Annotated in this window: 20 protein-coding genes; 16 read left to right on the forward strand and 4 right to left on the reverse strand. The window is 43.3% G+C overall.

The genetic code is table 11. The annotated features are described in order from the left end of the window. Positions 1-2 precede the first annotated feature (2 nt). Genes BW716_RS00050 through BW716_RS00065 form a run of 4 tightly spaced genes read left to right on the forward strand, consistent with a single transcriptional unit; the run spans position 3 to position 6,853 of the window. Entirely contained in the window at positions 3-3,518 is a 3,516-nt protein-coding gene (locus BW716_RS00050; protein ID WP_083720050.1) for a hypothetical protein, read from the forward strand. After that, positions 3,515-4,708, forward strand: coding sequence for a hypothetical protein (locus BW716_RS00055; protein WP_083720051.1), 1,194 nt, complete (start codon positions 3,515-3,517; stop codon positions 4,706-4,708). Before BW716_RS00050 ends, BW716_RS00055 begins: the two co-directional genes overlap by 4 nt. Before the next feature lie 19 nt (positions 4,709-4,727). Continuing rightward, positions 4,728-6,200 carry a MotA/TolQ/ExbB proton channel family protein gene (locus tag BW716_RS00060; protein ID WP_143708662.1) on the forward strand — a complete coding sequence of 491 codons (1,473 nt, stop codon included), beginning with the start codon at positions 4,728-4,730 and terminating at the stop codon, positions 6,198-6,200. Next, positions 6,197-6,853 (forward strand): OmpA family protein, encoded by a 657-nt coding sequence (locus BW716_RS00065; RefSeq protein ID WP_083720053.1) that lies wholly within the window; start codon positions 6,197-6,199, stop codon positions 6,851-6,853. The genes BW716_RS00060 and BW716_RS00065 overlap by 4 nt, the downstream gene beginning before the upstream one ends. 106 nt (positions 6,854-6,959) lie before the next feature. Here BW716_RS00065 and BW716_RS00070 read toward each other — a convergent pair whose 3' ends face one another. The 3 genes from BW716_RS00070 to BW716_RS00085 all read right to left on the reverse strand — a co-directional run bounded on the left by BW716_RS00070 (position 6,960) and on the right by BW716_RS00085 (position 9,553). Then, positions 6,960-7,616, reverse strand: coding sequence for a response regulator transcription factor (locus BW716_RS00070; protein ID WP_083720054.1), 657 nt, complete (start codon positions 7,614-7,616; stop codon positions 6,960-6,962). Next, positions 7,613-8,434, reverse strand: a complete 822-nt coding sequence (locus BW716_RS00075) for a sensor histidine kinase (RefSeq protein ID WP_083720055.1) — start codon at positions 8,432-8,434, stop codon at positions 7,613-7,615. The genes BW716_RS00070 and BW716_RS00075 overlap by 4 nt, the downstream gene beginning before the upstream one ends. A gap of 654 nt (positions 8,435-9,088) precedes the next feature. Next, complete coding sequence (locus BW716_RS00085) at positions 9,089-9,553, reverse strand: hypothetical protein (protein WP_083720057.1); 465 nt, start codon at positions 9,551-9,553, stop codon at positions 9,089-9,091. 363 nt (positions 9,554-9,916) lie between these two features. Here BW716_RS00085 and BW716_RS00090 point away from each other — a divergent pair, with 363 nt between their 5' ends. The 12 genes from BW716_RS00090 (at position 9,917) to BW716_RS00145 (ending at position 20,439) form a co-directional block, all read left to right on the forward strand. Next, positions 9,917-10,858 (forward strand): caspase family protein, encoded by a 942-nt coding sequence (locus tag BW716_RS00090; RefSeq protein ID WP_083720058.1) that lies wholly within the window; start codon positions 9,917-9,919, stop codon positions 10,856-10,858. Further along, positions 10,855-11,892, forward strand: a complete 1,038-nt coding sequence (locus BW716_RS00095; RefSeq protein WP_083720059.1) for an SUMF1/EgtB/PvdO family nonheme iron enzyme — start codon at positions 10,855-10,857, stop codon at positions 11,890-11,892. The genes BW716_RS00090 and BW716_RS00095 overlap by 4 nt, the downstream gene beginning before the upstream one ends. Before the next feature lie 17 nt (positions 11,893-11,909). Further along, on the forward strand, positions 11,910-12,236 hold the full coding sequence (locus BW716_RS00100; protein ID WP_083720060.1) for a YegP family protein: 327 nt from the start codon (positions 11,910-11,912) through the stop codon (positions 12,234-12,236). A gap of 477 nt (positions 12,237-12,713) precedes the next feature. Next, a complete protein-coding gene (locus BW716_RS00105; protein WP_083720061.1) occupies positions 12,714-13,853 on the forward strand; it encodes a DUF4236 domain-containing protein in 1,140 nt (379 codons plus the stop codon). 127 nt (positions 13,854-13,980) lie between these two features. After that, on the forward strand, positions 13,981-15,210 hold the full coding sequence (locus BW716_RS00110) for a PepSY domain-containing protein (protein WP_083720062.1): 1,230 nt from the start codon (positions 13,981-13,983) through the stop codon (positions 15,208-15,210). A 301-nt stretch (positions 15,211-15,511) separates the two neighbouring features. Next, the gene (locus BW716_RS00115; RefSeq protein ID WP_083720063.1) at positions 15,512-17,143 is read left to right on the forward strand and encodes a M28 family metallopeptidase; all 1,632 of its coding nucleotides are present in this window, start codon (positions 15,512-15,514) and stop codon (positions 17,141-17,143) included. 326 nt (positions 17,144-17,469) lie between these two features. Next, the gene (locus BW716_RS00120; RefSeq protein ID WP_083720064.1) at positions 17,470-17,703 is read left to right on the forward strand and encodes a hypothetical protein; all 234 of its coding nucleotides are present in this window, start codon (positions 17,470-17,472) and stop codon (positions 17,701-17,703) included. Positions 17,704-17,792: 89 nt separating this feature from the next. Further along, complete coding sequence (locus BW716_RS00125) at positions 17,793-18,155, forward strand: hypothetical protein (protein ID WP_083720065.1); 363 nt, start codon at positions 17,793-17,795, stop codon at positions 18,153-18,155. 46 nt (positions 18,156-18,201) lie between these two features. Beyond that, positions 18,202-18,708 (forward strand): hypothetical protein, encoded by a 507-nt coding sequence (locus tag BW716_RS00130; protein WP_083720066.1) that lies wholly within the window; start codon positions 18,202-18,204, stop codon positions 18,706-18,708. A 37-nt stretch (positions 18,709-18,745) separates the two neighbouring features. Next, positions 18,746-19,222, forward strand: a complete 477-nt coding sequence (locus tag BW716_RS00135; RefSeq protein WP_083720067.1) for a hypothetical protein — start codon at positions 18,746-18,748, stop codon at positions 19,220-19,222. Positions 19,223-19,260: 38 nt separating this feature from the next. Then, entirely contained in the window at positions 19,261-19,881 is a 621-nt protein-coding gene (locus tag BW716_RS00140) for a hypothetical protein (protein WP_083720068.1), read from the forward strand. A gap of 135 nt (positions 19,882-20,016) precedes the next feature. After that, positions 20,017-20,439 carry a hypothetical protein gene (locus BW716_RS00145; protein WP_143708663.1) on the forward strand — a complete coding sequence of 141 codons (423 nt, stop codon included), beginning with the start codon at positions 20,017-20,019 and terminating at the stop codon, positions 20,437-20,439. A 121-nt stretch (positions 20,440-20,560) separates the two neighbouring features. Here BW716_RS00145 and BW716_RS00150 read toward each other — a convergent pair whose 3' ends face one another. After that, positions 20,561-22,579 carry a glycoside hydrolase family 2 protein gene (locus BW716_RS00150; RefSeq protein ID WP_083720070.1) on the reverse strand — a complete coding sequence of 673 codons (2,019 nt, stop codon included), beginning with the start codon at positions 22,577-22,579 and terminating at the stop codon, positions 20,561-20,563. Between the last annotated feature and the right edge of the window lie 149 nt (positions 22,580-22,728).

The raw sequence follows: 22,728 nt of genomic DNA on the forward strand, positions 1-22,728 counted from the left end.
CAATGAGCAAAATCTTTCGCCTGCATAAAGGCGCTTCTGAAAATATTGAGGGCTGGCAGGAAACAGGAGGTCATTTGCATGACACATTTATCAATTCTATCAGCGACCCTGCCGGTGCAAATGCCGATACCCAGATTACATCCATTCCTACTCCATTTGCCAGGATGGACCTGGTAAGGACGGCCTTCCGAAATGTAAACCTGAGTGGTAACCTGGATGGTAATACCATCTATCATAAGATTGTATCTGATTGCCTGGACATTGCCAATATCTTTTTCAATATTGAAGCATTCACGGACCAAATTGAAATCATTGAATGGAATGCGGGGATCAGTGCTGTCGGCAATGACATTGATATAAATGAAGATAGCGACCTTGGCAAACTGCTTAAATCCAAAGACCCTAGGCACCGTTTGTTAGGAGAAACGTTAAAGACCTTTATCTCACAGGATAGGGTCGCTTTTAACTTCGCTCATGTCAGACAGTTCTACCTGCTTAATTATAAGAATGGTCCTGAAATGATTAACATCATTGGAGGAACCTCTCCTTCAACCCTGTTTTTTTCTTCTGCGAATGATCTGTCATTTGTGGATATCATGTTTGCCAATGATAGGGTGTTCGATAATCAATATTGCCCGCTTCATAAACGGGACAGGGATTTTATAAAGTACCTGTATTCATTCAAGGCTGGTTTTCCACAGTTTTCAAGGCTTTTTCAGGATGTGGATGCTTATATGGCGAGTTGTTTCTCTTTACTGGGTGATGATTTGCGGGATATGATCCGCGATCTGGATGGCGGGTCATATGAGAAGGAATACCAAAAAATATCAGTAAAGGCAGCTGGGAATAATGCTGAAATATTGGGGCATCACCTGCGGGCAAAGAAATATGGCGTGGTGAATACCTCTGATGAGAACGATTTTGTGATGGATGCATCCAGGTTAATAGAGGGGCCAATGCCGTGTGTGTTTCCTATGGAGTCGTTTAATGAACCATTGCGATTTGCAGGAGGGATATGGCAAAAAGATTATCATAGAAAGGTGCCGGCATATGATCCTAACCCGCTATCAGAAAGGATGTTGCCGAACCAGGGGCATATGAAATACCCTTATTTGACGGTGAGTGACTTTCTTGAACCATACCTGGTCAGGTTGCCATATCCATTGGATACGGATAAATTTTTTGGGGGTAATTATACGATCCGTTCGGGAGAAAGTGATCATGGATATGCATTGCCTGTTAAGAAGGAGTTTTTCAGATATTTCAAAGTGGAAGACCTGAAGGGGAATGTATCGGATGGGAAAAATCGCTTTGAGATGATGCAAATGCCTGGTGGGGTGAAGGTGATATTGAGAATTCCTATCCGGAATAACCGATATATAGAGATGTCACGGATTTACCTGGTGAACCAGTTCAGCGATAAAATACAACAGCCGGATGAAGCCAATAACCAGGGGATTATTGTAGAACATCAGTTTACAATAGCCGTCTATCCATTTTTAAAGATATCCGATCCCAGGGTGAATCCACATTACAGGGTGATGTTGGTGGACAGGGATCTGCAGGTGCTGACGAAGCATAATAATTATACACTCAACTTTTACAATGCAGATCAGCCTTCGGAGGCAATCAACAAACTCGCTCCCCGCCAGCGTAGTCATAAGCATAAGAAAGAGGGTGTCACTACGCTGTACAATATCCTGGAGCAGAACTTTGACTATATAGAGGTCGTGAATACTACCGCCAGGGCATTGTTGATACCATTATTTGTACCACAGCAGGCTGCGGGTAAGGTATTTAAGTTCGCGATTGATTTTGGAACAACGAATACGCATATCGAATATAAAATAGGGAATGAATCGCCCAGACCTTTTGATATAACAGAAAAGGATATACAGATTGGCACCTTGTATGCGCCAGATGACAGAACATTGGCAGCATTGAAAGTGGCCAGATTAGGACTGGGGGCTATTGCGCTGACTGATATTGTAAGAGAAGAGTTTTTGCCATTTACAATCGGGCCAGGGAAACAGTATCGTTTTCCACAACGTACTGTGATTTACGACAATGGCTCCTTTAACCCGGATGAAGCCAATTTTGCACTGGCAGACCTGAATATTCCATTTGGGTATTTAAAAGAGAGTATTGTATATGGTGGAGAAATCACTTCCAATTTGAAATGGGGTGTGTTCAATAACCAAAAACGGTTTGAGCGGAGAACGAGGGCATTCATGAAGCAACTGTTGTTGATGATCAGGAATAAAGTTCTGCTGAATGGAGGGGATCTCGCCGCTACAGAGATCGTATGGTTCTACCCGACTAGTATGACGGTGAACAGGCGAATGCTGCTGGGTACTTCCTGGAAGGATTATTATAAACGTTACTTCGGAGAGGCGAATAAGCTCCATAGCATGTCTGAATCTTTTGCACCATTCTATTACTATTACCATAAGGAGAACGTGAGAGCGCATGACAGAAGTGCTGTCAATATCGACATTGGTGGCGGTACGACTGATATTGTAGCGTATAAAGGAGAAAATCCGATTCTGTTGACCTCATTCAAGTTTGCAGCAAATGCCATTTTCGGGGATGGATATGGAAGCAATGCCAATTCGAATGGATTTGTACAACGGTTTGAAGCAAGTATCAGTGATTCACTGAAGAATATTACTGCGAATAACCTAAGTACGGTGCTGGAAACTTTAAAGAATCAAAATTCTAACTCAATTGAGTTGATAGAGTTTTTCTTTTCGTTAGAAGATAATAAAACATTGAAGGATAAAGGTATCACGCTTTCCTTCTCGAAGATGCTGGCAGCGGAAAGTGAATTGAAGCTGGTATTGGTTTTCTTTTATGGTGCGATCATCTACCACATTGCTCAACTGATGAAAGCGAAGGGGATGGAAGTGCCGGAGTACATTACCTTCAGTGGCAATGGGGCCAGGTTGGTAAAATTAACTGATGGTGGTAACCTGGAAACTTTGAATGAGTATACAAGGATTATATTCTCAGATGTATTTGAGACAAATGCACCTGTGATTGAATTTAGGTTTAATGAAAAGTCTAAAGAAATCACCTGTAAAGGTGGATTGGAATGTACTGACTTTACTCTTTTTCATAAGTTGGAAAAGCAGATCGGAACTGTGTTAGTCGGTGGCGCACAGCAGTCATTGATTCCTGGTACTTCGCTTCGTTATAGTCAGTTGAATGATGAGCAGTTGATTCAGGATGTATGTAGTGCAGTGAGTCAGTTTGTGGATAAGTTCTTTGAATGGGATAGACAATTTAATTACTACCAGCATTTTGGAGTGAATCCCAGCCGTTTTGAGCAATATAAAAAGTTATTGAAAGATAAGGTAAGGAATGATTTACAGAGTGGGATCACAGAGAAATTGAAGGAGCTGGCGGGGAATGTCAATATTGACCTTGAAGAGACATTGTTTTTTTATCCATTGATAGGAGCTATGAATAGGCTGGCCTATAAAATTTATCATCTAAATAACCTTGTAAACTCATGAAAGGAATAATCACGGTATTGATATTTATATGTTTTTTTCAGGATGGGATTGGGCAGCAAAATTCTCCGAAGGCAGTGATGCCGAAAAAGCAGGAGGAGGTGAAAAAGGGAAAGGTGGTACCTGCGTCGGAGAAGAAGGTGGTACATGCGGTAGATAAAAAGGCGGTACCTGCGTCGGAGAAGAAGGTGGTACACGCAGTAGATAAAAAGGTGGTACCTGCGCCGGAGAAGAAGGTAGTACATGCAGTAGATAAAAAGGTGGTACACACGCCGGAAAAGAAGGTAGTACACCCGGTAGATAAAAAGATAGTACCCGCTCCGGTAGAGAAGAAGGTTGTACCTGCGGCAGAGAAAAAGATTGTACCTGCGCCGGTAGAAACGATTGTAGCTGTGCCAGTGAAAAAGGAAGAACCAACAGCTGTTGACGTAGATAGTTCACCAACAAGGGAAGCGGTGGTAGATACAAATCTGATCAAGCCAGCGGTTGAGACAGCGTCTTCTACACAGCCAATAACGATTCCACCTCCTGAAGTCATTGAGGCAGGTACTGACTGGCAGACGTGGGCATCATGCCTGTCTATGTTATTAATAATTGGTATGGGTATTTATGTTTTTATCACTAATAGTAATATACACCGTCGGTTGTGGGGCATTGAAAAAAAGTTGAATAAAATGGGGATGCCGCTGGATTGGGAGAAAGCTAAAAGCCCTGCTGGCATTACTCCAACAGAAGTAGAACGATTGATAGCTTGTAGTCCTGTTCTGAAAAGTATTCAGGATGAATACGCTACCCTTAAAGAACATGTTGAAAAATTACAGCAACCTGCACCTCGTGTGGTTGCAATGAACACCCCTGTTATTCCTGAAGAATCTGCTGGAGGTACATTTTATATGACTGGTCCTACGGGTAATAGCTTCCCTTCCAGTGCACGTTCCAATCACAGGGAAAACACGGTATATAAGTTTTACCTGCAACCTGGCGGGACGGAGGCCAGATTTGAATTGCATACGACTGGTGCCAGCATCAATGATATTATAAAGGTCATTGAAAGCTATATTAAGCCAGCTTGTGATGAGGAGAATCTTCCAATGCCCGGTACCCGGAATATTGTTACCCGCAAGCAGGGAGTCGCTTTCCTGGAAAATGATAAATGGATCATTAAAGCTAAAGCTGTTATAAGATATGAATAGTGTGCAGGTTTTTGAAATTATGGGAGTCATCTTTATTATAGTATTGCAGGCGATCGTATTTTTCAGGACGCTGAGCCAGGTCCGGTTATTTGAGCAGATCTTCCCATCCCGTGAAGAGTTTGAAGTAATTAATGTGGGACTGGCTAAGTCACTTTTTCAATTACATCCGAATGAGTTGCTGGACAATATTAATAAGTATATCATGGAGAGTGATGAGTTGGGTGAAGAGATCGTCTATATTGACCTGGTATTTAAAAAAGGCCAGGGAAATCTGGTGACAGACAAAATCGTGCGGAATATCAATACTTACCTGGTTAGGAACAGGGGTGTTGCTTCAGATTTTCACCTGATTAAAGATATGGTGGAGCGAAATGTTGCTGTAATAGAAAATGATATTCAGCAGTCAGTATCATTGCCTTTGTATCTTGGGTTGTTGGGTACTTTTATGGGGATTGTACTGGGATTAATACAGATCTCAGGGGATAGCCTGGCTGCCGATCCCAGTGTGGCAGGTCAAGCTATCCAATTATTGCTTGGGGGTGTGAAAATAGCGATGATCGCGAGTTTTGCAGGATTGCTGTGTACCCTGGCGGGGAATAGCTATTTCTTTAAACGGGCTAAACGAATGGTAGAAGATAGTAGGAATGAGTTTTACACTTTTATCCAGACGGATCTCATGCCTTTGTTGAACCAGAATATTAATTCTACGTTGTATTCACTACAGAATAACCTGCATAAATTTAATGAAGAGTTCAAGACAAGTATTCATCAGTTAAGTGGAGCGATGGGAAAACATGTGACGACCATTCAGTCACAGGAGCGGATATTAGATACACTGAATAATATGGATGTGGTCAATTTTGCGAATGCGAATGTGGTTATTTTGCAGGAATTGCAAACCTCAATGGAGCAGTTCAAAGCGTTTAATAAGTATGTGTCGAACATCAGTGAATTGGTAGGGAGTACGCGAACGTTCGCTGAAAAGATTAGCCAGGTCATGACGCGTACGGACGAGCTGCATGTAGTGGGAGATAATATTATGGCGGTGTTTAGCCAGAACCGCGAGTTGATGCAATTTTTGCAACATCATTATAGTTCGTTGGAGGATAGTCATCAGTTGATCACCAAGGCGGTGAATGGTGTGAATAATACCCTGGATAATAGCTTACAGTTGCTAAAAGACTTTACCCAGGAGCGGATGATAGAAATTCAGCAGATCACGTTGAAAGAGATTGATCAGATGAAGGATAGTTATTATGAGAAGTGGAAGCACCTGGAAAAGTTAGGGCAATTGGAGTTGGTGAATCGTCATTTGGTAGATCTCAAGAGTCAGGGGAATGATCATATAGATCGGTTTGAAGAGTTTAATGAGCAATTTGCGAAGATGCTGGAAGAGTTAAATCTGATCAAACGGTCATCAGAAGATTCATTGTCGGTGAGGTTGAGTCGTACAGTTACAAAATTGTTAGGTAAAAAAACAGCGTCAAGATGAATACAGCAAAATCTGATGCTTTCTGGCCGAGTTATACGGATTTGATGACCAGTTTGTTTTTTATTATGCTGGTATTGTATATTCTTACTTATGTACGGTTGAATTCTACGATTCAGTTACAGGCAAATAAATTGAAGATCATAGAGACAGTGGAAGAGAATTTGCGACCCTTGAAGGCCGAGTCTTCATTATTTATTTATGAGGAGCAGTATAAGCGATTTAAGTTAGCGTTTGATGTGAAGTTTGGGAATAACCAGTACCAGTTAATGCCTGATCAGTTGGAGAATTACCAGGAGACGATCAATCATATAGATCAGGCGGGGTTGAAGTTGAAATCAATCATTGATCATTTAAAGCAGGAGCGGGCGTCGGATGAGCGGTTAAGGCGGGTCTCGTATGTGGTGGTGATAGCGGGGTATGCTTCCAGGACGGGGCAGGAGGCGCATAATTATGAGTTGAGTTATCAGCGGGCGTTGGCTTTGAAGAATTATTGGAAGACTAAGGGGATTGATTTTGAGGCGAAGGAGTATGAGGAATTGGTGGATTTGCAGGTGGCGGGGAATGGATGGGGAGGGATTGGGCGGTTGCCGTTTGAGCCCGATAATCAGCGTTTTTTGATACAGATTTTTCCTAAAATAGGGGATGTGAAGTGAGTGGGGTGTCAATAAGCATAAGTACTTTCTTTTATAATCAGGATGTGGATAAAGATTAGTAATGGGGCGTTTACCCCATTACTAATAATTTGCCAAATATTGTGGGTTATAATTCCACTAACCCATGCTTCACCGCATACAGCGCCAGCGTTACCCTGGTCCTTACACCTAATTTCCGGAAAAGCGCCTCCCTATACCCATCAATCGTCTTCACACTCAGATTCATCTTATCCGCTATCTGTTGATAAGTCATATCCGTGGCTACCCATTTAATAAACTCCCTTTCATTTTCAGATAAATGTATAGCGGTATTGTTGGATCGATCTAATCCATTCAGGTTTTGATGCAATACCTCAGACGCAGCATCAGAATAATAAAATCCATTAGCCGCAATAGACTCGAGCGCAGCCGTCAGTTCTTCTACTTCAATGTCTTTATGAATATATCCTTTCACCCCCATGCGTAGCATCCGCAAGATCGCTGTTTCTGATTCCAGCATGGTCATGACCAATACCTTTACATCACTATGTGTACGTTGCAGCCATTCTACCGCTTCAAAGCCATCCACTTCCGGCATATCGATATCCATGAGAATGATATCAGGAAATGGGGGTGTTCTCATTTTCTCTTTGAGTTGGTTGCCGTTGTCTGCTTCAAAGAGGATATGATACCGTTGTTGTGTATCTCCCATGTTGATCAGTTTGATCAGGCCTTTGCGAAACAGGTTATGGTCGTCTACGAGGGCTATCAGGATTTTATTCATTCTTGAATAGATTTAAGGATCTGGGGTTGAGGAATAGTAATGATCACGACGGTACCGCCACCATTGCGGCTGGTGATGAGGAGTTCTGCATTGATCAGCGACGCTCTTTTATGCATATTCAACAAACCGGTACTCTGTTTCTCTCCGCTGTTTTCGAGGGCATCCTGTACATTGAACCCAGTGCCATTATCCGTAATGACGAGTACAAACTGCTCTTTTGAAAAATTGATAGAAGCGGTGATTTCAGATGCTTTTGCATACTTCACGGTATTGTTGAGTACTTCCTGACAGAGGCGGAAGAGGATGATTTCGTGTTCAGGTAAGATACGATATTCCTCACCCGCTTTGGTGATGACCACTTCGTATTTCTTTGTTTTAGCGAGCCGGTTCAGTTCATTTTCCAGTGCTTTAACAAAGCCGATGTGGATAATGTGATCTGTGTTTAAGTTGGCCGATAGGGCTTTTAGCTCACTCATCAGTTGTTTCGCCAGCGATTTTGTTTCGAGGATGTTTTCCCGTTGATTTGCGGGTGCTTGTGGCAGAATTTCCTGGAGGTTGATATTGATCAACGACACGAGGTGACTGAAGTTGGCGTGCAACTCCTTACTGATATGATCCAACGTTTGTTCCTGGATAGCGAGTCTTGATTGCAGCAATACATGATTAAATTGCTCGCGCATTTCAATGAGTTCCTGTTGATGTCGGAATTTCTTTTTCTGATAGAGAAATAGAAAATATACGACGGCGGTACAGAGTCCCAGAACAAGTAAAGTGGATATAATGATTGTCAGAGAGGTTGCGAATATTGAGGTTTCCATAAAAAGCTTATTAGATAACAGGAGCACAATAAGAAGTTAAGGGCTTCATTAATAGGAAAAAATAAAACGGTTAGCCGATAGTCTTGTATGTTGAAGAACCCCAACATAATTAAGAATGGCAATGACACAGCATGATAAAAGAAGATGCTGAGTGCCATCCAGAATAACGGCTCTTTTTGTATAGAGATAACGCCAGGCTCCTGCAATAGTTGCCGGAAATACAATAGACATAATGTGATGATACAAGCATGGGTGAGAATCATACTATAGGTGTTAAACTGAAGCGGCCCATGGATGAAGGCGTAGTCCAGTATTCCAAACAAAAAGATGATGCCCGTAATAAGGGGTAATAGCTTATTACGGTATAATGTCATGTTGAATATAGCTGATAGCAGGCCAAACCGGATGATGAGAAAACAATTGTAGATCCAGAAATTGTTCTGGGAAAAATGGTAGGATCCCCATTTGTATAGTTCCCATTTCCAGGCAAGGGCCAGGATCTCTGTGAGCAGAGACAGGATAACCATGCATGCATACAGTCTATAAGGCTTAGGCCATTTTAGTCTGAATGCCTTCAGACTAAAAATGGCGCTAAGCAATAGTGGAATAAGATATAAAAATCGATGATTCAACAATCTGTACATTTAGTGTATCTTATTTTGGTCCGCCATCATTGCAGAATGGAGGGCAGGGTGAACCCAGGTTAAAGTCTTTGACGATAGGATCTTCTCCCGGGAAGTGAATAATGTCTCTTTCCTGTGCAGAGCGTTCTGCAAAGTCTGGCTCGTTTTCCAGAATTACGTTCGTGTGGGTGATGGCGCCGCCAACTTCAGTTGCTCTCGTCGTATTGAATAACAGACAAGTCTGTCCCTCGTATTGGTGACCTGCTTCATACGTACCAAAGCTGATACGGATGCCGTCGCCACCTGCAAACTCGATTTCTTCCAGCAATTTTACGAAATGTTCTTTTGAATACCATACAGAACAAGTATCGGATTTACCGATTGCCTGTGTGAGGAGCGGATGTTTTTGTGTCTTGAAACTGCTAATGCGGTCGTTGGTGATGGTTTGTCCGACATAGAAGAAAGGTAGAGGTTTTACTGTGACGTGTTGTTGCATAATGAACAAAGTTTTTTGGTGTTAAGGAAATAAAAATGCTTTTGTAAACCGTTTACGGTTGCGAAGCTATTGTTTCCTTACCCTTCAAAAATCAACGAAAAGCAAATAGGGGAAAAATCCTATGGTGGTGGAGGGAATTCCCCCTGGGTGTTAAAAATTCATTATTGGGTTTAAAATCTACCCTGGTACAAAAATTCTTCTCAGGTTTAAAATCTACCCAGGTTTAAAAATCTGCCTTAGGGATAAAAAATCTACCCGGTTTTTTAAAAAAGGGGATTTTTCCCCTGTGGTACAGGTTTTTTCCTATGGATATAACAACAACCTTTGGGGGGAAATGTTGAATCCCTTTAAATCCCCTAACACATGAGAAGAGCATTGGTTGTCGGTATTAATGATTATCCGGGCAGTGCGAGGTTATATGGTTGTGTGAATGATGCGACCAGTATTGGAGAGGTATTAAGTTCCAATGAAGATGGTGCCCCAAATTTTGATGTCATGTTGATGACGAAAGATCATAGCAAAGCGGCTATTAAATCCCGGTTGATGGAGCTATTCAGCGGGGATGATGAGATTCATTTATTTTATTTTTCAGGACATGGGATGGTGAATGAGATGGGTGGGTACATCGTGACGCCGGATTTTCAGCGGTATGATGAGGGGATTTCTATGGATGACATCCTGATGATGGCGGCGACTTCGAAGGCCATGCAAAAGGTGATTGTATTGGATTGTTGTCATGCAGGGGCGATGGGCACGCCGGTTTTGATGGGGAATGGGATGGCGGTGCTGGGGAAGGGTGTGGTGATATTGGCATCGAGCAGAGATTCGGAGAAATCGAAGGAGGTAGGAGGGATGGGGGTGTTTACGAGTTTGTTGTTGAAGGCATTGCATGGTGGAGCTGCGGATATAGTGGGGGATGTGACGGCGGGGAATATTTATAGTTATATAGATAGAGGATTGGGAGGGTGGCAACAAAGGCCGGTGTTTAAGGCGAATATTGCGCGGTCTTTGAATTTGCGTAAAGTGAAGCCACCGTTGGATTTAGGTGATTTGAGGTTGTTGAGGAGCTATTTTCCGGAGGTAGCTTATGAGATGCCATTGGATCCTAGTTATGAGTATACGGTGGAGGGGGCGGATTCGGAGCATATCAGGGTGTTTAAAGTGTTGCGGAGGATGCAGGGAGTGGGGTTAGTGGAGCCGGTAGATGAGGAGTATATGTATTGGGCGGCAATGAATAGTGGGAAGTGTAGGTTGACGCCATTGGGGATGTATTATTGGCAATTGGTGAAGGAGGGGAGGATATGAAGACAATTGATGTAGCCATTTCGGTGGCGGAAGAGGATACGTATGTGGCGGATATGATTGCGGCAGAGTTGAAGCAATTGAATGTTCGGTATTACTATTATAAAGAGGAGAAGGATAATTGGGGGAAGCATTTGATTAATCTGACCATGGATGCATATGGGAAGCGGACGAAGTATGTGTTGTTGATAACGAGTCGGTATTGTGTGAATAAGTATTGGTCTGGTATTGAGCAGCAGATGGCATTGGCGCAGTTCCCACAGGGGAATGTTTTGCAGTTGAGATTGGATGATACGGAGGTGGGGGGATTGTCGAAGCATATGGTGTATGTGGATTGGAAGAAGAATCCGGAGGAGATAGCGAGGTCATTGAAAGAGAAGATTTTGAGAAGGAAGCGGGTGGCGAGAGGGCGGTTGTTAAGGATATGTACATTCTTGTGTGTGATGGGGGGGACAGTTTTTTTGTGGTATTTGATTTATGCGTGGTGGTGCCATCGGTGGATTTTGAAGCAGGAGTATGTGCATGTACAAGGGTTGCCTATTTGTATCAGTAATATAGAAGTGACAGTGGCTGCATACAGGGAGTATTGCATGCTTACGGGTAAGATATTCCCTGAGCAGCCCATTCATTCTGTTGATTCTATGCCGGTGAGGAATGTGACGTGGGAGGAAGCGAAGGCGTATTGTGCATTTGTGAAGGGAAGATTGCCGCGTGAGATGGAGTGGCAGGCGGCGGCGCTGGCGGGGGGAAGTACGATTTATAGTGGTGGCACTTCGGCAGGGACGGTGGCGGTGTATAATAGGGTGAAGCCGGCGTTTGTGGGGCATAGGAAGGCGAATGCGTGGGGGATTTATGATATGAGTGGGAATGTGGCAGAGTGGTGTGAAGATTGGGCGGATTCGGCGCAGACGAAGAAGGTGGTGAAAGGTGGTGGGTATGATAGTGAGGTGGGAGAGTTGGCGGTGAATAGTAAGCGTGCGGAGCGGCCGGATGAGCGATTGAGTGATGTTGGATTTAGAGTTGTAAAAGATAATTAAACTAAAAACAATATAATATGGCAAATCCCAAATTTGATCTTTTTAAATCAAGTGGTGAGTTTTATTTCCACTTAAAGGCAGAAAATAGCCAGACTATTTTATCCAGCGAAGGGTATATTAGTAAACAAGGCGCTGAAAATGGCATAAAGTCAGTGAAGGAAAATGCGCCTTTGGATAAGAGGTATGTGAAAAAGGATACGCCTACCTATACGTTTGTTTTGACAGCTGCTAATGGGCTAACAATAGGGAAAAGTGAAAGCTATACTACAGCTGCCGGGCGTGATAATGGTATTGCTGCTGTGAAAAGATGTGGACCTATAGCAGATACTAATGATTTGACGTAAGATTCAATAATAGACCGGTCCTATTTATCCCTATTTTTGTTTTTAATTATTACCCCAAATGAAACGATTATTATTCTGTACTGCATTATTGGTATCAATGTTAGCATGCAATCTGATAGATTGTACTTATAAAGGGCATAAGCTGTTTCAAGGACCTAGAGGAGGTTGTTATTATCTGAATAAGAATGGTAATAAGACATATGTTGATAGGTCTTATTGTGATTGTAAGTAATCCCTAAATTTTATTGATATGAAAAAGCTATTATGCTGTACTGTATTATTGACATCATTTTTATGTTGTACCAAGACTGATACTGGTTTGGACATAGATGTAAGTGATAGTTCAACTTCAGGCTCCTGTACCTATAATGGACATACACTTTATAAAGGCTCTCAGGGTGGCTGTTACTATTACAGCGGAAACAGTAAAGAATATGTGGATAGATCTTATTGTAATTGTAATTAATTTTTGAAATTATGGCTTGGACCTATCGAAAACGAATCAAAATCATTCCCGGTGTTCATTTAAATATTAGTAGAAAAGGTATTAGTACTAATATAGGTGTAAAAGGCGCTAGTGTTACTTTGGGACATGATGGTACTTATGTGAATTCTGTATTGGGAAGACATAAAATGTCGTCGAAGCCTGCATTGCCTGCAGGGACGAATAAACCAGCATTGCCTGGAGCAAAACCTTCTTCTCCTGTACCTCATCATGTTCCTGTAACTACACCACAAGGCAACATCTTCAGCGTCGCTCCTGCTGAAATTACGAACCAGGATATGCAGGGTGTGAAGGATACTATCTTATCCGCACATCAGCAAAGAAAAGAATTGCAACATGACTTGCAGCAAATAGGACTGGCATTGAAGGGTTCGAAAACTAAGCTCACGCTGAGTTATGTTTTTCTCTATGGACTTTTTGTAAAATCTATTTCACAAGGTATCAAAGAAAGAATCGCTACTCAACAAACTGCTATTGACGAAATCAATCAGGAGCTGGTGAAGAGCCGGATGGAACTGGATATTTCTTTTGATACTGACATCCTGCAGAAATATGAGGCAGTCACAACAGCATTCAAACGGCTATCTCAATCTCATAAAGTATGGGATGTGACCAGCGCTGTGGCTGAAAACAGGAGGGTGACAAGGTCAGCAGCTTCTACAGTGGTGGATAAGAAAGAAGTGAAAATAGGGATCAAATCTATTGAAGATATTCATTCCAATTTTGAACCGTTGTGGTTCAAGAATGCCAATGGCGCGGATTTGTATTGCTACCCTGGGTTTATCATCATGTACGATACCAAAGACAGGTTTGGTATTATCGACCTGAAAGAATTACAGTTTAAGTTCCTGCCTGTGAGGTTCATTGAAAGAGGGGCCGTGCCACCTGATGCAAAGGTCATAGACCATACCTGGGACAAGGTCAATAAGAATGGCGCTCCGGACAAACGGTTCAGGGATAATTTCCAGATCCCGATTGTCAGGTATGGAGCTATCACCTTGCGAACGGCAGCAGGTGTGCATGAGGAATACGAGTTTAGTAATTATGAGGCTGCTGAGAATTTTAGTGAGGCCTTTATCGATTTCCTGAATGTGATAAGAGGAGGGTATTAACCCTCCTTTTTCCGTTTTCCGCAAATAAATTTCCCGATCCGTCTCGGTCATCCCCACTATATTCTCCAAATTTGCTAGCGTGGTTTACTATAACCATTTCTATATCAACTGATAAGGGCGAAGCGACATGAATAAAAACACTCAGCCAACAGGGAAAAAGGGGAAATCCTGGCGGGCAAAACTCAATGCCTGGTTACATTTATGGCTTGGATTGGCCTCAGGAATTGTTGTATTTATCGTAAGCATTACGGGATGTTTGTTCGCTTTTCAGAAGGAAATTTCTGAAAAGGTGCATCATGATATCATGTTCGTACAGCCTCAGCAGACCGCTACCCTCCCTATCAGTACTTTGATAAATAATGCCCGGAAAGCGCTGGGACCAGATAAGAAAGTAAACTACATAACGACTTATACCGATAAGGATAGAGCATGGGAGTTTATGACTTATGTAGCGGGAGATCCCAAAGCCATCACTTATTTTGGAAGTGTGAAATATTATGAGGCCGTTTTTCTGAATCCTTATACTGGTGAGGTGATTGGACACCATGATTTCAAGTATGACTTTTTTGCGATTGTGAAAATGATTCATTGGAGCTTGTTGTTGAGTGGGAAGGTTGGCGAACAGATTGTAGGATGGAGTGTATTGATATTTGTAATCTTGTTAATAACCGGGTTGATCCTTTGGTGGCCTAAGAAATGGACGAAGGCTACAAGAGATCAGAGTTTTAAGATAAAATGGAAGGCGAGTTTTAAGAGAGTGAACTATGATTTGCACAATGTATTGGGGTTTTATGCCATGGCGATTGCGCTGGTATTGGCATTGACAGGGTTGGTGTGGTCGTTTAAGTGGTTCCAGACGACGGTGTATGTGGTGGCTTCCAGGAGTATTACGCCGCCGGCGCATAAGAATGGGGTGTCGGATACAACGCTGGCGAATACACCACAGAGAGGATTGGATATTGCTTTTGAGAGTGTGAGGAAAGATAATCCTGCTGCTAAAAGGATTGGATTGAGTACCCCGGATAGCGGAAAGGCAGCGGTGGTGTATATGTCGGCTTATTGGGGGAATGAGGTGTATTATGATAGAGATGATTTTCAGTTTGATAAGTATACAGGGAAGATGCTGGCGAAGGTGACAGGGAAAGATAGAAATGCCGGGGAGAAGTTGATCGGGATGAATTATGATATACATGTGGGGGCGATAGGTGGGATCATTGGGAAGATTATTGCTTTTATAGTGAGTTTGATTTGTGCGAGTTTGCCGGTGACTGGGTTTATAGTGTGGTGGGGAAAAGGGAAGAAGAAGGATAAGAAGAAGCAGGTGGTTTCAAAGGTGGTGCCGGCGGCGGCGGTGTAGGAATGTGGGGGAAAGGGAAGAAGAAGGATAAGAAGAAGGCAACGGTTTCAAAGGTGGCATCGGCGGCAGGGGTGTAGGAATGTGGGGGAAAGCATTGACCAGAGCGATATTATTGGATTTCGGGTAAAAAGATGATTGGTAGTAGTAGATGAAAACGTTTAAGTTAAATGCATTATTCATCGCTACAAGACAGAATTTTCTAAAAAGCGATTATCATATAAAGATATTATAAAGGGTCCTGCCACAACAGGGCCCTTTTTCAATTAAAAGTGCATTATCTTAGCCCCAAAACGTACGCTGCATGAAATATTTCTATCGTATAATCCCCCTGGTCGGCCTTTTTGCCTGTCATGGACCTGAGCAGAAGCAGGCTGCTACAGCGGATTCAGTAGCCATTAAAAGCATAGACTCGGCAAGTATCGCCCGCGACATCACTGTATTATCCTCTGATGTATTTCAGGGACGTAAACCCTTTACCATTGGAGAAGATAAAACCATCAAATACCTGGAAGACCGCTTCAGAGAGATCGGACTGCAGCCAGGGAATGGGGATAGTTTTTTTCAGGAAGTACCGATGGTGGAAATTATTTCCAAGCCCAGCGGACCTTTGGTGATCAAAGGAAAGAGCGGGAGCGTAACCCTGCCTTACCTGGATGAATATGTGATTGCGACCCGTCGTGTAAAAGAGAAGGTTAATGTGGATAACTCCGAACTGGTGTTTGCCGGTTTTGGGATTGATGCGCCGGAATATAAATGGAATGACTATGAAGGGCTGGATGTAAAGGGGAAGACTGTTGTTGTGATGGTGAATGATCCGGGTTTTTATGACAGCACCTTATTCAAAGGAAAGACCATGACCTATTATGGTCGGTGGACGTATAAATTCGAAGAGGCTGCCCGTAAAGGAGCCACTGGCGTAATTATCATTCATGACATCCTGCCTGCCAGCTATGGTTGGAATGTGGTGAGGAGCGGTTGGTCTAAACCAAGACTGGATCTGCAGACAGCGGATGATAATATGTCAAGAACGGCGATGGAAGGTTGGATGACTCTGGAGTCAGCAAAGAAAGTGTTTGCGCTGGCAGGGGTGCCGTTTGATGTAATTGAGAAAGCGAAGCATCCAGGGTTTAAGGCAGTGGCATTAGGGGTGACTACCAGCCTGGAGATTACGAATAAGATCAAGAAGTCTACCTCTCATAATGTGATTGCACAGTTGCTTGGTAAAGACAGAAAGAATGAATACATTATTTACTCTGCACACTGGGATCACCTGGGTGTAGGTGAAGTGATCAGAGGTGACTCTATCTATAATGGTGCAGCGGATAATGCCAGCGGTACAGCGGCGTTGTTAAGTCTGGCGAAGGCTTTCAAGAGTCTGCCAAATGCACCAAGGCGATCTATCCTTTTTATTGCGCTGACAGGGGAAGAGCAGGGATTGTTGGGATCTGAGTATTATGCGACACATCCTTTGTTTCCTGTGAAGTCTACAGTGGCAGATATAAATATGGATGTGATGAATACTTTTGGTCGTACGACGGATATTACGATCATTGGTAAGGGGCAGTCTGAGCTGGATGATTATGCGGAGAGAGCGGCGAAGAAACAGGGGAGGACGATTATTCCGGAGGCGAATCCTTCCGGGGGATGGTTTTTCCGTTCAGATCATTTTAATTTTGCAAAGGTGGGGATTCCTTCTTTGTATCCTGGGGCGGGGGAACATTCATTGCTGCATGATTCAGCGTGGGTGCCGAATCATAGGGCTTCTTATGGAAGGGATAGATATCATTCACCGTTTGATCAGTTTGATGATACGTGGGAGTTGTCAGGGATGGTGGAGGATATCCGGTTTTTGTTTGATGTAGGGGAGACGTTGGCGAATGAGGAAAGGTTTCCGGAATGGCGGCCGACTTCGGAGTTTAAGGGTAAGAGGTAGTATAAGTGTACTGGCTTTTTCGTGGCCGACTTCGGAGTTTAAGGGTAAGAGGTGGTATAATGTCATTGGCTTTTTCGTGGCCGACTTCGGAGTTTAAGGGTAAGAGGTAGTATAAGTGTACCGGCTTTTTCGTGTACGGCTTCTGAGTTTAAGGGTAAGAGGTAGGATAATGGCATTGGCTTTTCGTGGCCGACTTCGGAGTTTAAGGGTAAAAGGTAGTATAATGGTACCGGCTTTTTCGTGGACGTCTTCAACGTTTAAGAGTAAAAGATAATAACTTGCAGCCGGCTTCCTGGAGGCCGGCTGTTTAATTAAAATGATAATTTATGGAAAGAACGATTGCTTATTATTTGAAGGGAAGTGAGGATTTTGTGAGTGAGTATCTGGTTGAGTTGGAAGTGGCGGAGATTAGTAAGATTTGGGAAGCGGAAGATGGGGATGCAGATTATTTGAATATTTATCAGGTAGGAGCAGCTCAGCGGGCGGCAGTGGAACAATTGTTAGGCGAGAAGCTGGATTTGAATAAATATGATTATTATTTAGAGACCCATCAGGGGTAATAAGCGCACCTATTTATTATCCACAAACCCACCAGGGGGAATATTACCTATCCCCCCTCATAGCAATATGGGATGACAACCCCCATGTTATGAATACAGACATCTTAATAGAAGGTAGAGGACTTGAAGAATTATACCAATTCCTGGAAAACAAAGGAATAGAACCAGACATAAAGTATCGTTTTAATCATTGGTTCTTATCTGCTGAAATAGCAGGAATTAGATTAAGTGGAGATAGAGAATCTCTGATAGAAGTGTTACTGGAATATTATGAAGGTAGAAAAGGGAAAGATGTGACCCTGACTATTGGTAATAATCAGCGTATCTCTTTTAAAGACAAAGAGATCGCAACAATCAGACAGGAGATAGACACTATCTTACGGGAGATAGACACTATCTTACAGGAGATAGTAACTACCATACCTGAAAAGGAGATATTAACCCCTTGTTGATATGGAACAACCGAGTATCTTCGACCTATAAAATAGTTAATAACCTATGGAACAACCCTCTATTTTCGAAGAACATTTCGCCACGGCATTCCAGGTACGTCGCCGCCGCTTGTTACCCGTTTTTCTTAAAGTTTATATCTGGATTGGGTTCCTGATATTGTTAGGCTGTTTGATCGCTTTATTATTTACTATTGGCGCCGGCCTTCTTAAACATCATCATTATAAAAGGCGCGACTCAGGATGGTTGGAAATCGTAGAACTCTCCGTAGGATTGGGATTGATCACTATATTTTTTACGGCTGTTGCCGGTCTCTGGTTTGAAGCCAAATGGGCGATCCGGTATAACTGGGTGTTGGGGGGAATCCTGTTTGCTAGTTTCCTTTTTGTCATAGGTATTTCGTTCAATGATTGGACCGGAACCGATTTAAGTGAGCTCTCCCTTCCGTGGGCAGTAGCTATTCCCTATTATGTCATGTTAAATAAGATCCAGTATCGCTGGGAACATGTCGCAGTTTCAAAAAGGGAAGCCCTTTTCGCTACCCCTATGAAATAGCTAATGTATTGCGTATATTTGCTATATAATAATATCTATGGAGCAGCCAACTATTTTCGAGGATAATTTTGGGACGGAATTTCGTATTCGCCGTCGCAGTTTGCTACCCGTTTTCCTAAAAGTTTATATCTGGATAGGATTTGTTGTAGCTATGATCTCCTTTGTCGCCATCTTATTTGCGTTGGGGTTTTCGCAACTCATTCTTGGAGCGTTCGGGCAGAATTATTTGGCGATGGTAGGTTTGGTGGGTATGGCCGCGCTTTTTTCCGCAATTATTTTTTCGATGACCGCTTCTCTTTGGTTTGAAGTAAAATGGGCCATCAGGTATAACTGGATCATGGGAGCGATTTGGTTGGTGATGCTGGGAGTCGGCTTTTTCACAGGTGATACAAAAAATAGCCAGATCAATGGGTTGGTGTTGACCATTCCTTACTGGATTATGATCTACAAAATCCAATACCGCTGGGAGCGGGAAGCTGTATCTAAGCGGGAACTCAAAATGAAGACAAACTAAACGAAGACATACTAAGCGACTTATTTTTTCCTTATACCATGAATGCACAAGTTATTTACCTGCTAGTTTTTATCTTAGGGGTCGTGATGGCCGTTTGGATGCAGAGACGTTTTTGTATACTCTGCGATGCCAGTAACATAGATCCTAAACCCTTTAGTTATTCCAGGTTACAGTTACTCTGGTGGACTTTTATCATACTGGTTTCCTTTATCAGTATCCTGGCTGCTACCGGAAAGATGCCGACTTTTGATACTTCTACGTTATTACTCCTGGGTATCGGCGCACTGACCACAGCCTCTGCACGCATTGTGGATGTGGCGGATGATAACAAATACAAAGAAGCGGTGACAGAAGCGACTGAAGAGGAAGCAGCTGTGCCGCAGAAGAATTCAAAAGACATGAAAAGCGAAGGTTTCTGGCTGGATATTCTGTCTGATAAAACGGGGATTAGTATTCCACGTTTTCAGGCGGTGGTGTTCAATTTGTGTTTTGGAATCTGGTTTATATGGAGAACGGTGATCAATTTGCAGTTGGCAGGGTTTGCTTCTTCTGATGATATGATTGATAAGATTATGCCTGTTATTCCCATGAATAACCTTATCTTATTGGGTATTAGTGCGGGTACTTATGTGGCGCTGAAGTCTTCAGAAAATAAATAGTATGTAGCCATTACGGGGGAGGCAAGTGGGATTTTTGTAGTTTTTGAAGAAGGTGCCTACGTGGATGACCTGGCATTTGCATATGCGGGGTGTGATGGGTTGTTGGCGTACCTGGTGTATGAGAAAATAATATTTATGGAAATTAACGTACGCAGAAGAAATCTGCTGCCATTGTTGTTAAAGATTTATTTGTTAGCCGGTGTGATGCTGGGCGTGATTTTTCTTTGTTTAGGAGCAGCGATGGTGGGGCATGCGGCTATGCCGGAGGATTATAGTCTGGCACATGAAATAATGGAAAATGTAGCGATTGCAGGATACTTCCTGTTGTCGATCGCTTATATCGTAAAATACTTTTTGTTATGGTTTGAGGTGAAGTCTGCGATTCGGTGGAATTGGGGGATAGGAGTGTGTTGGGGGATTTTTATTTTGGTAGTGGGTATTGTGGAGAATAAACCGGAATATCTGTTAATACAGTTGGTAGTGAGTGCGCCTTACTGGTGGATGTTATATCGTATACAAAATAAATGGGAACATGAAGCTGTTCGTGGAAGAAAATAAGAAGGTACGAAGAAGAAGTTTGATGCCGCTGATGATGAAGATCTATTTGTGGGTAGGAGTGGCAGGTGGGATTGGATCATGTTGTACAACATTCAGTATAAATGGGAACATGAAGCAGTAGCTAATGGTGAGCTATCGCAGTCAATAACGAATCGTTGATGGCCCTGATCTCAGGAACCGGCATTTTGGGAACTTTTCTATCGTAGGTGATTAACCCGTTTTCTTCTCTTTCTACATCAAATGGTTGGGTATAGATAGCCCCAGATAAACCCGCTCTTTCATATAAATACAATAATTGCATAAGTGCCTGGTAGTAATCAGGGAATTCTGCGCGGGTGACATCGAGATAACTATAAGACTGATCGGGGTCCCAGCGATGACCTGCTATACTTACACCGATGCCTCCCCATTCACCAAGTACAGCGGCTTTTTGAGGTAAAGAGGGACCGATGGAAGGGCCAGGGTATTTATGTACATCGACGAAGTCGCTGCCGGCCCACATTTGAGAAGGGTAGCCTTCGCTGTATTCATCCATATTGGCGCCGGAGTGAGCGTTGAGGAGACGGCTGGGATCGTAACGTTTGAGTTGGGTGGCGAGGCGTAATTGATCGTAGGCACCCCAGCCTTCGTTGAATAAGGTCCAGACGATGATGGAGGGGAAGTTGTAGAGTTGTTGGATGATTTTTGGGCTTTCGTCTTCGAATACGGAGGCGTCGGCCTGGGTGTAGCCGGCAGGGGGAATGAGGTCTTGCCACACGAGCATACCTAGTTTGTCACAGTTGTAGTACCAGCGGTCAGGTTCGATTTTGATGTGTTTGCGGATGGTGTTGAAACCCATTTGTTTGATGATGTTGATATCGTATGCTAAGGCGCTGTCAGTTGGGGCGGTGTAAATGCCGTCAGGCCAGTAGCCCTGGTCGAGGACGCCGAGGTTGAATAGGTATTTATGATTGAGGAAGATGCGGGGCCGGCCGGCGGCGTCTGGTTCTAAAGTGATTTTACGCATGGCGAAATAGCTGGTGATGGAGTCGGTGATGATGCCGTCTTTTAGGAGGCGGATGGTGAGGGGGTAGAGGTAGGGATCTTGTGGACTCCAGGTATGGGGAGATGGGATGTGTAGAGTGAGGCTGTCGCCAGCAGAGGGGGCGGTGCTGATGTTGTTTGAAATAGCTTGAATGGTATAATGGGAGGATGGGGGAGATGTGCTTTGAGGATTGGAGGATGAAATGGGAAATGTGTTTTGAGTGCTGGGATATGAAACAGGGATGGTATTATGAGAGTCGAAGTTGTGAGTGTCGAATGATGAAACAGGAATGTTATTTTGATCATGAGGTGTAGATTGATCATAAGATGCAGATTGATCAGGAGGTGTAGATTGATCATGAGGTATAGAACTGGAAATCGCATTTTGTCCATCAGGAGATGAAACGGCTACTTTGATCTGTAGCTCATTATTATCAAGATCTGGTGTGAGGGTGAACCCCGCGATATAGGTGTCAGGTAAGGTTTCTAACCAGACGGTTTGCCAGATGCCGCTACAGGCAGTGTATAATATTTTACGTGGGTAGAGGCTTTGTTTGCCATGTGGGTTATTGCCTTGAGAGGTGGGGTCGTAGACACTGACGATTAATTCGTTGTTATCAGGTTTGAGGAAAGAAGTGATATCGTAAGAGAAATGATTATAGCCACCGAGGTGTGCGCCGAGGTTATGGCCATTGAGGTAGACGGTGGCTTTCCAGTCGACGGCGCCGAAATGCAGGAGGGTTCTTTGTTTGGGAGTGGCTTTGAAAGTAGTATGGTACCAGAGGCGTTGTTTAGGCAGAAGCGCTTTTTTTACACCGGAAAGCGCGGATTCTATTGGAAAAGGGACGAGGATCTTTCCCTGGTAATAGGTAGGGGCGGCAGCATCCCAGGCGGTGATGGCGTAGTCCCAGAGGCCGTTGAGGTTTTGCCATTGGGTGCGGACCATTTGAGGGCGGGGGTATTCAGGGAGGGGATGAGAGGGTGATACCTGTGAGGCCCAGGGAGATTGAATAGTGATTGGCTGCATGTGCCAGGCGGAGATGGGGCGGGCTTTGACATGCAGGAGTGAGTTATAGAGAAGCAGGAGGATGATGAATTGGAGGATCCTGGATTTCATTGGAGGTAAATATAAAGGTTGAGGGGAAGGGGGAGTTAGGAGATCACAGAAATAATTGAGAGGTGGTATATTCATCAAAAAAGAGAAACTGAGGTTTTACACACCTTAATATTCACTGTTTATCATTTAGCAAAAAAATATACAACTTG

Origin of the sequence: [Flexibacter] sp. ATCC 35208 (genome assembly GCF_001975825.1) — a bacterium.
Lineage (GTDB): Bacteria > Bacteroidota > Bacteroidia > Chitinophagales > Chitinophagaceae > Chitinophaga.

Coding starts and splice junctions, on each gene's coding strand:
- BW716_RS00140 (WP_083720068.1), top strand. CDS start 19,261: ATGAATGCACAAGTTATTTACCTGCTAGTTTTTATCTTAGGGGTCGTG.
- BW716_RS00075 (WP_083720055.1), bottom strand. CDS start 8,434: ATGGAAACCTCAATATTCGCAACCTCTCTGACAATCATTATATCCACT.
- BW716_RS00100 (WP_083720060.1), top strand. CDS start 11,910: ATGGCAAATCCCAAATTTGATCTTTTTAAATCAAGTGGTGAGTTTTAT.
- BW716_RS00110 (WP_083720062.1), top strand. CDS start 13,981: ATGAATAAAAACACTCAGCCAACAGGGAAAAAGGGGAAATCCTGGCGG.
- BW716_RS00060 (WP_143708662.1), top strand. CDS start 4,728: ATGGGAGTCATCTTTATTATAGTATTGCAGGCGATCGTATTTTTCAGG.
- BW716_RS00085 (WP_083720057.1), bottom strand. CDS start 9,553: ATGCAACAACACGTCACAGTAAAACCTCTACCTTTCTTCTATGTCGGA.
- BW716_RS00095 (WP_083720059.1), top strand. CDS start 10,855: ATGAAGACAATTGATGTAGCCATTTCGGTGGCGGAAGAGGATACGTAT.
- BW716_RS00120 (WP_083720064.1), top strand. CDS start 17,470: ATGGAAAGAACGATTGCTTATTATTTGAAGGGAAGTGAGGATTTTGTG.
- BW716_RS00055 (WP_083720051.1), top strand. CDS start 3,515: ATGAAAGGAATAATCACGGTATTGATATTTATATGTTTTTTTCAGGAT.
- BW716_RS00105 (WP_083720061.1), top strand. CDS start 12,714: ATGGCTTGGACCTATCGAAAACGAATCAAAATCATTCCCGGTGTTCAT.
- BW716_RS00125 (WP_083720065.1), top strand. CDS start 17,793: ATGAATACAGACATCTTAATAGAAGGTAGAGGACTTGAAGAATTATAC.
- BW716_RS00130 (WP_083720066.1), top strand. CDS start 18,202: ATGGAACAACCCTCTATTTTCGAAGAACATTTCGCCACGGCATTCCAG.
- BW716_RS00070 (WP_083720054.1), bottom strand. CDS start 7,616: ATGAATAAAATCCTGATAGCCCTCGTAGACGACCATAACCTGTTTCGC.
- BW716_RS00065 (WP_083720053.1), top strand. CDS start 6,197: ATGAATACAGCAAAATCTGATGCTTTCTGGCCGAGTTATACGGATTTG.
- BW716_RS00050 (WP_083720050.1), top strand. CDS start 3: ATGAGCAAAATCTTTCGCCTGCATAAAGGCGCTTCTGAAAATATTGAG.
- BW716_RS00090 (WP_083720058.1), top strand. CDS start 9,917: ATGAGAAGAGCATTGGTTGTCGGTATTAATGATTATCCGGGCAGTGCG.
- BW716_RS00115 (WP_083720063.1), top strand. CDS start 15,512: ATGAAATATTTCTATCGTATAATCCCCCTGGTCGGCCTTTTTGCCTGT.
- BW716_RS00135 (WP_083720067.1), top strand. CDS start 18,746: ATGGAGCAGCCAACTATTTTCGAGGATAATTTTGGGACGGAATTTCGT.
- BW716_RS00150 (WP_083720070.1), bottom strand. CDS start 22,579: ATGAAATCCAGGATCCTCCAATTCATCATCCTCCTGCTTCTCTATAAC.
- BW716_RS00145 (WP_143708663.1), top strand. CDS start 20,017: ATGGAAATTAACGTACGCAGAAGAAATCTGCTGCCATTGTTGTTAAAG.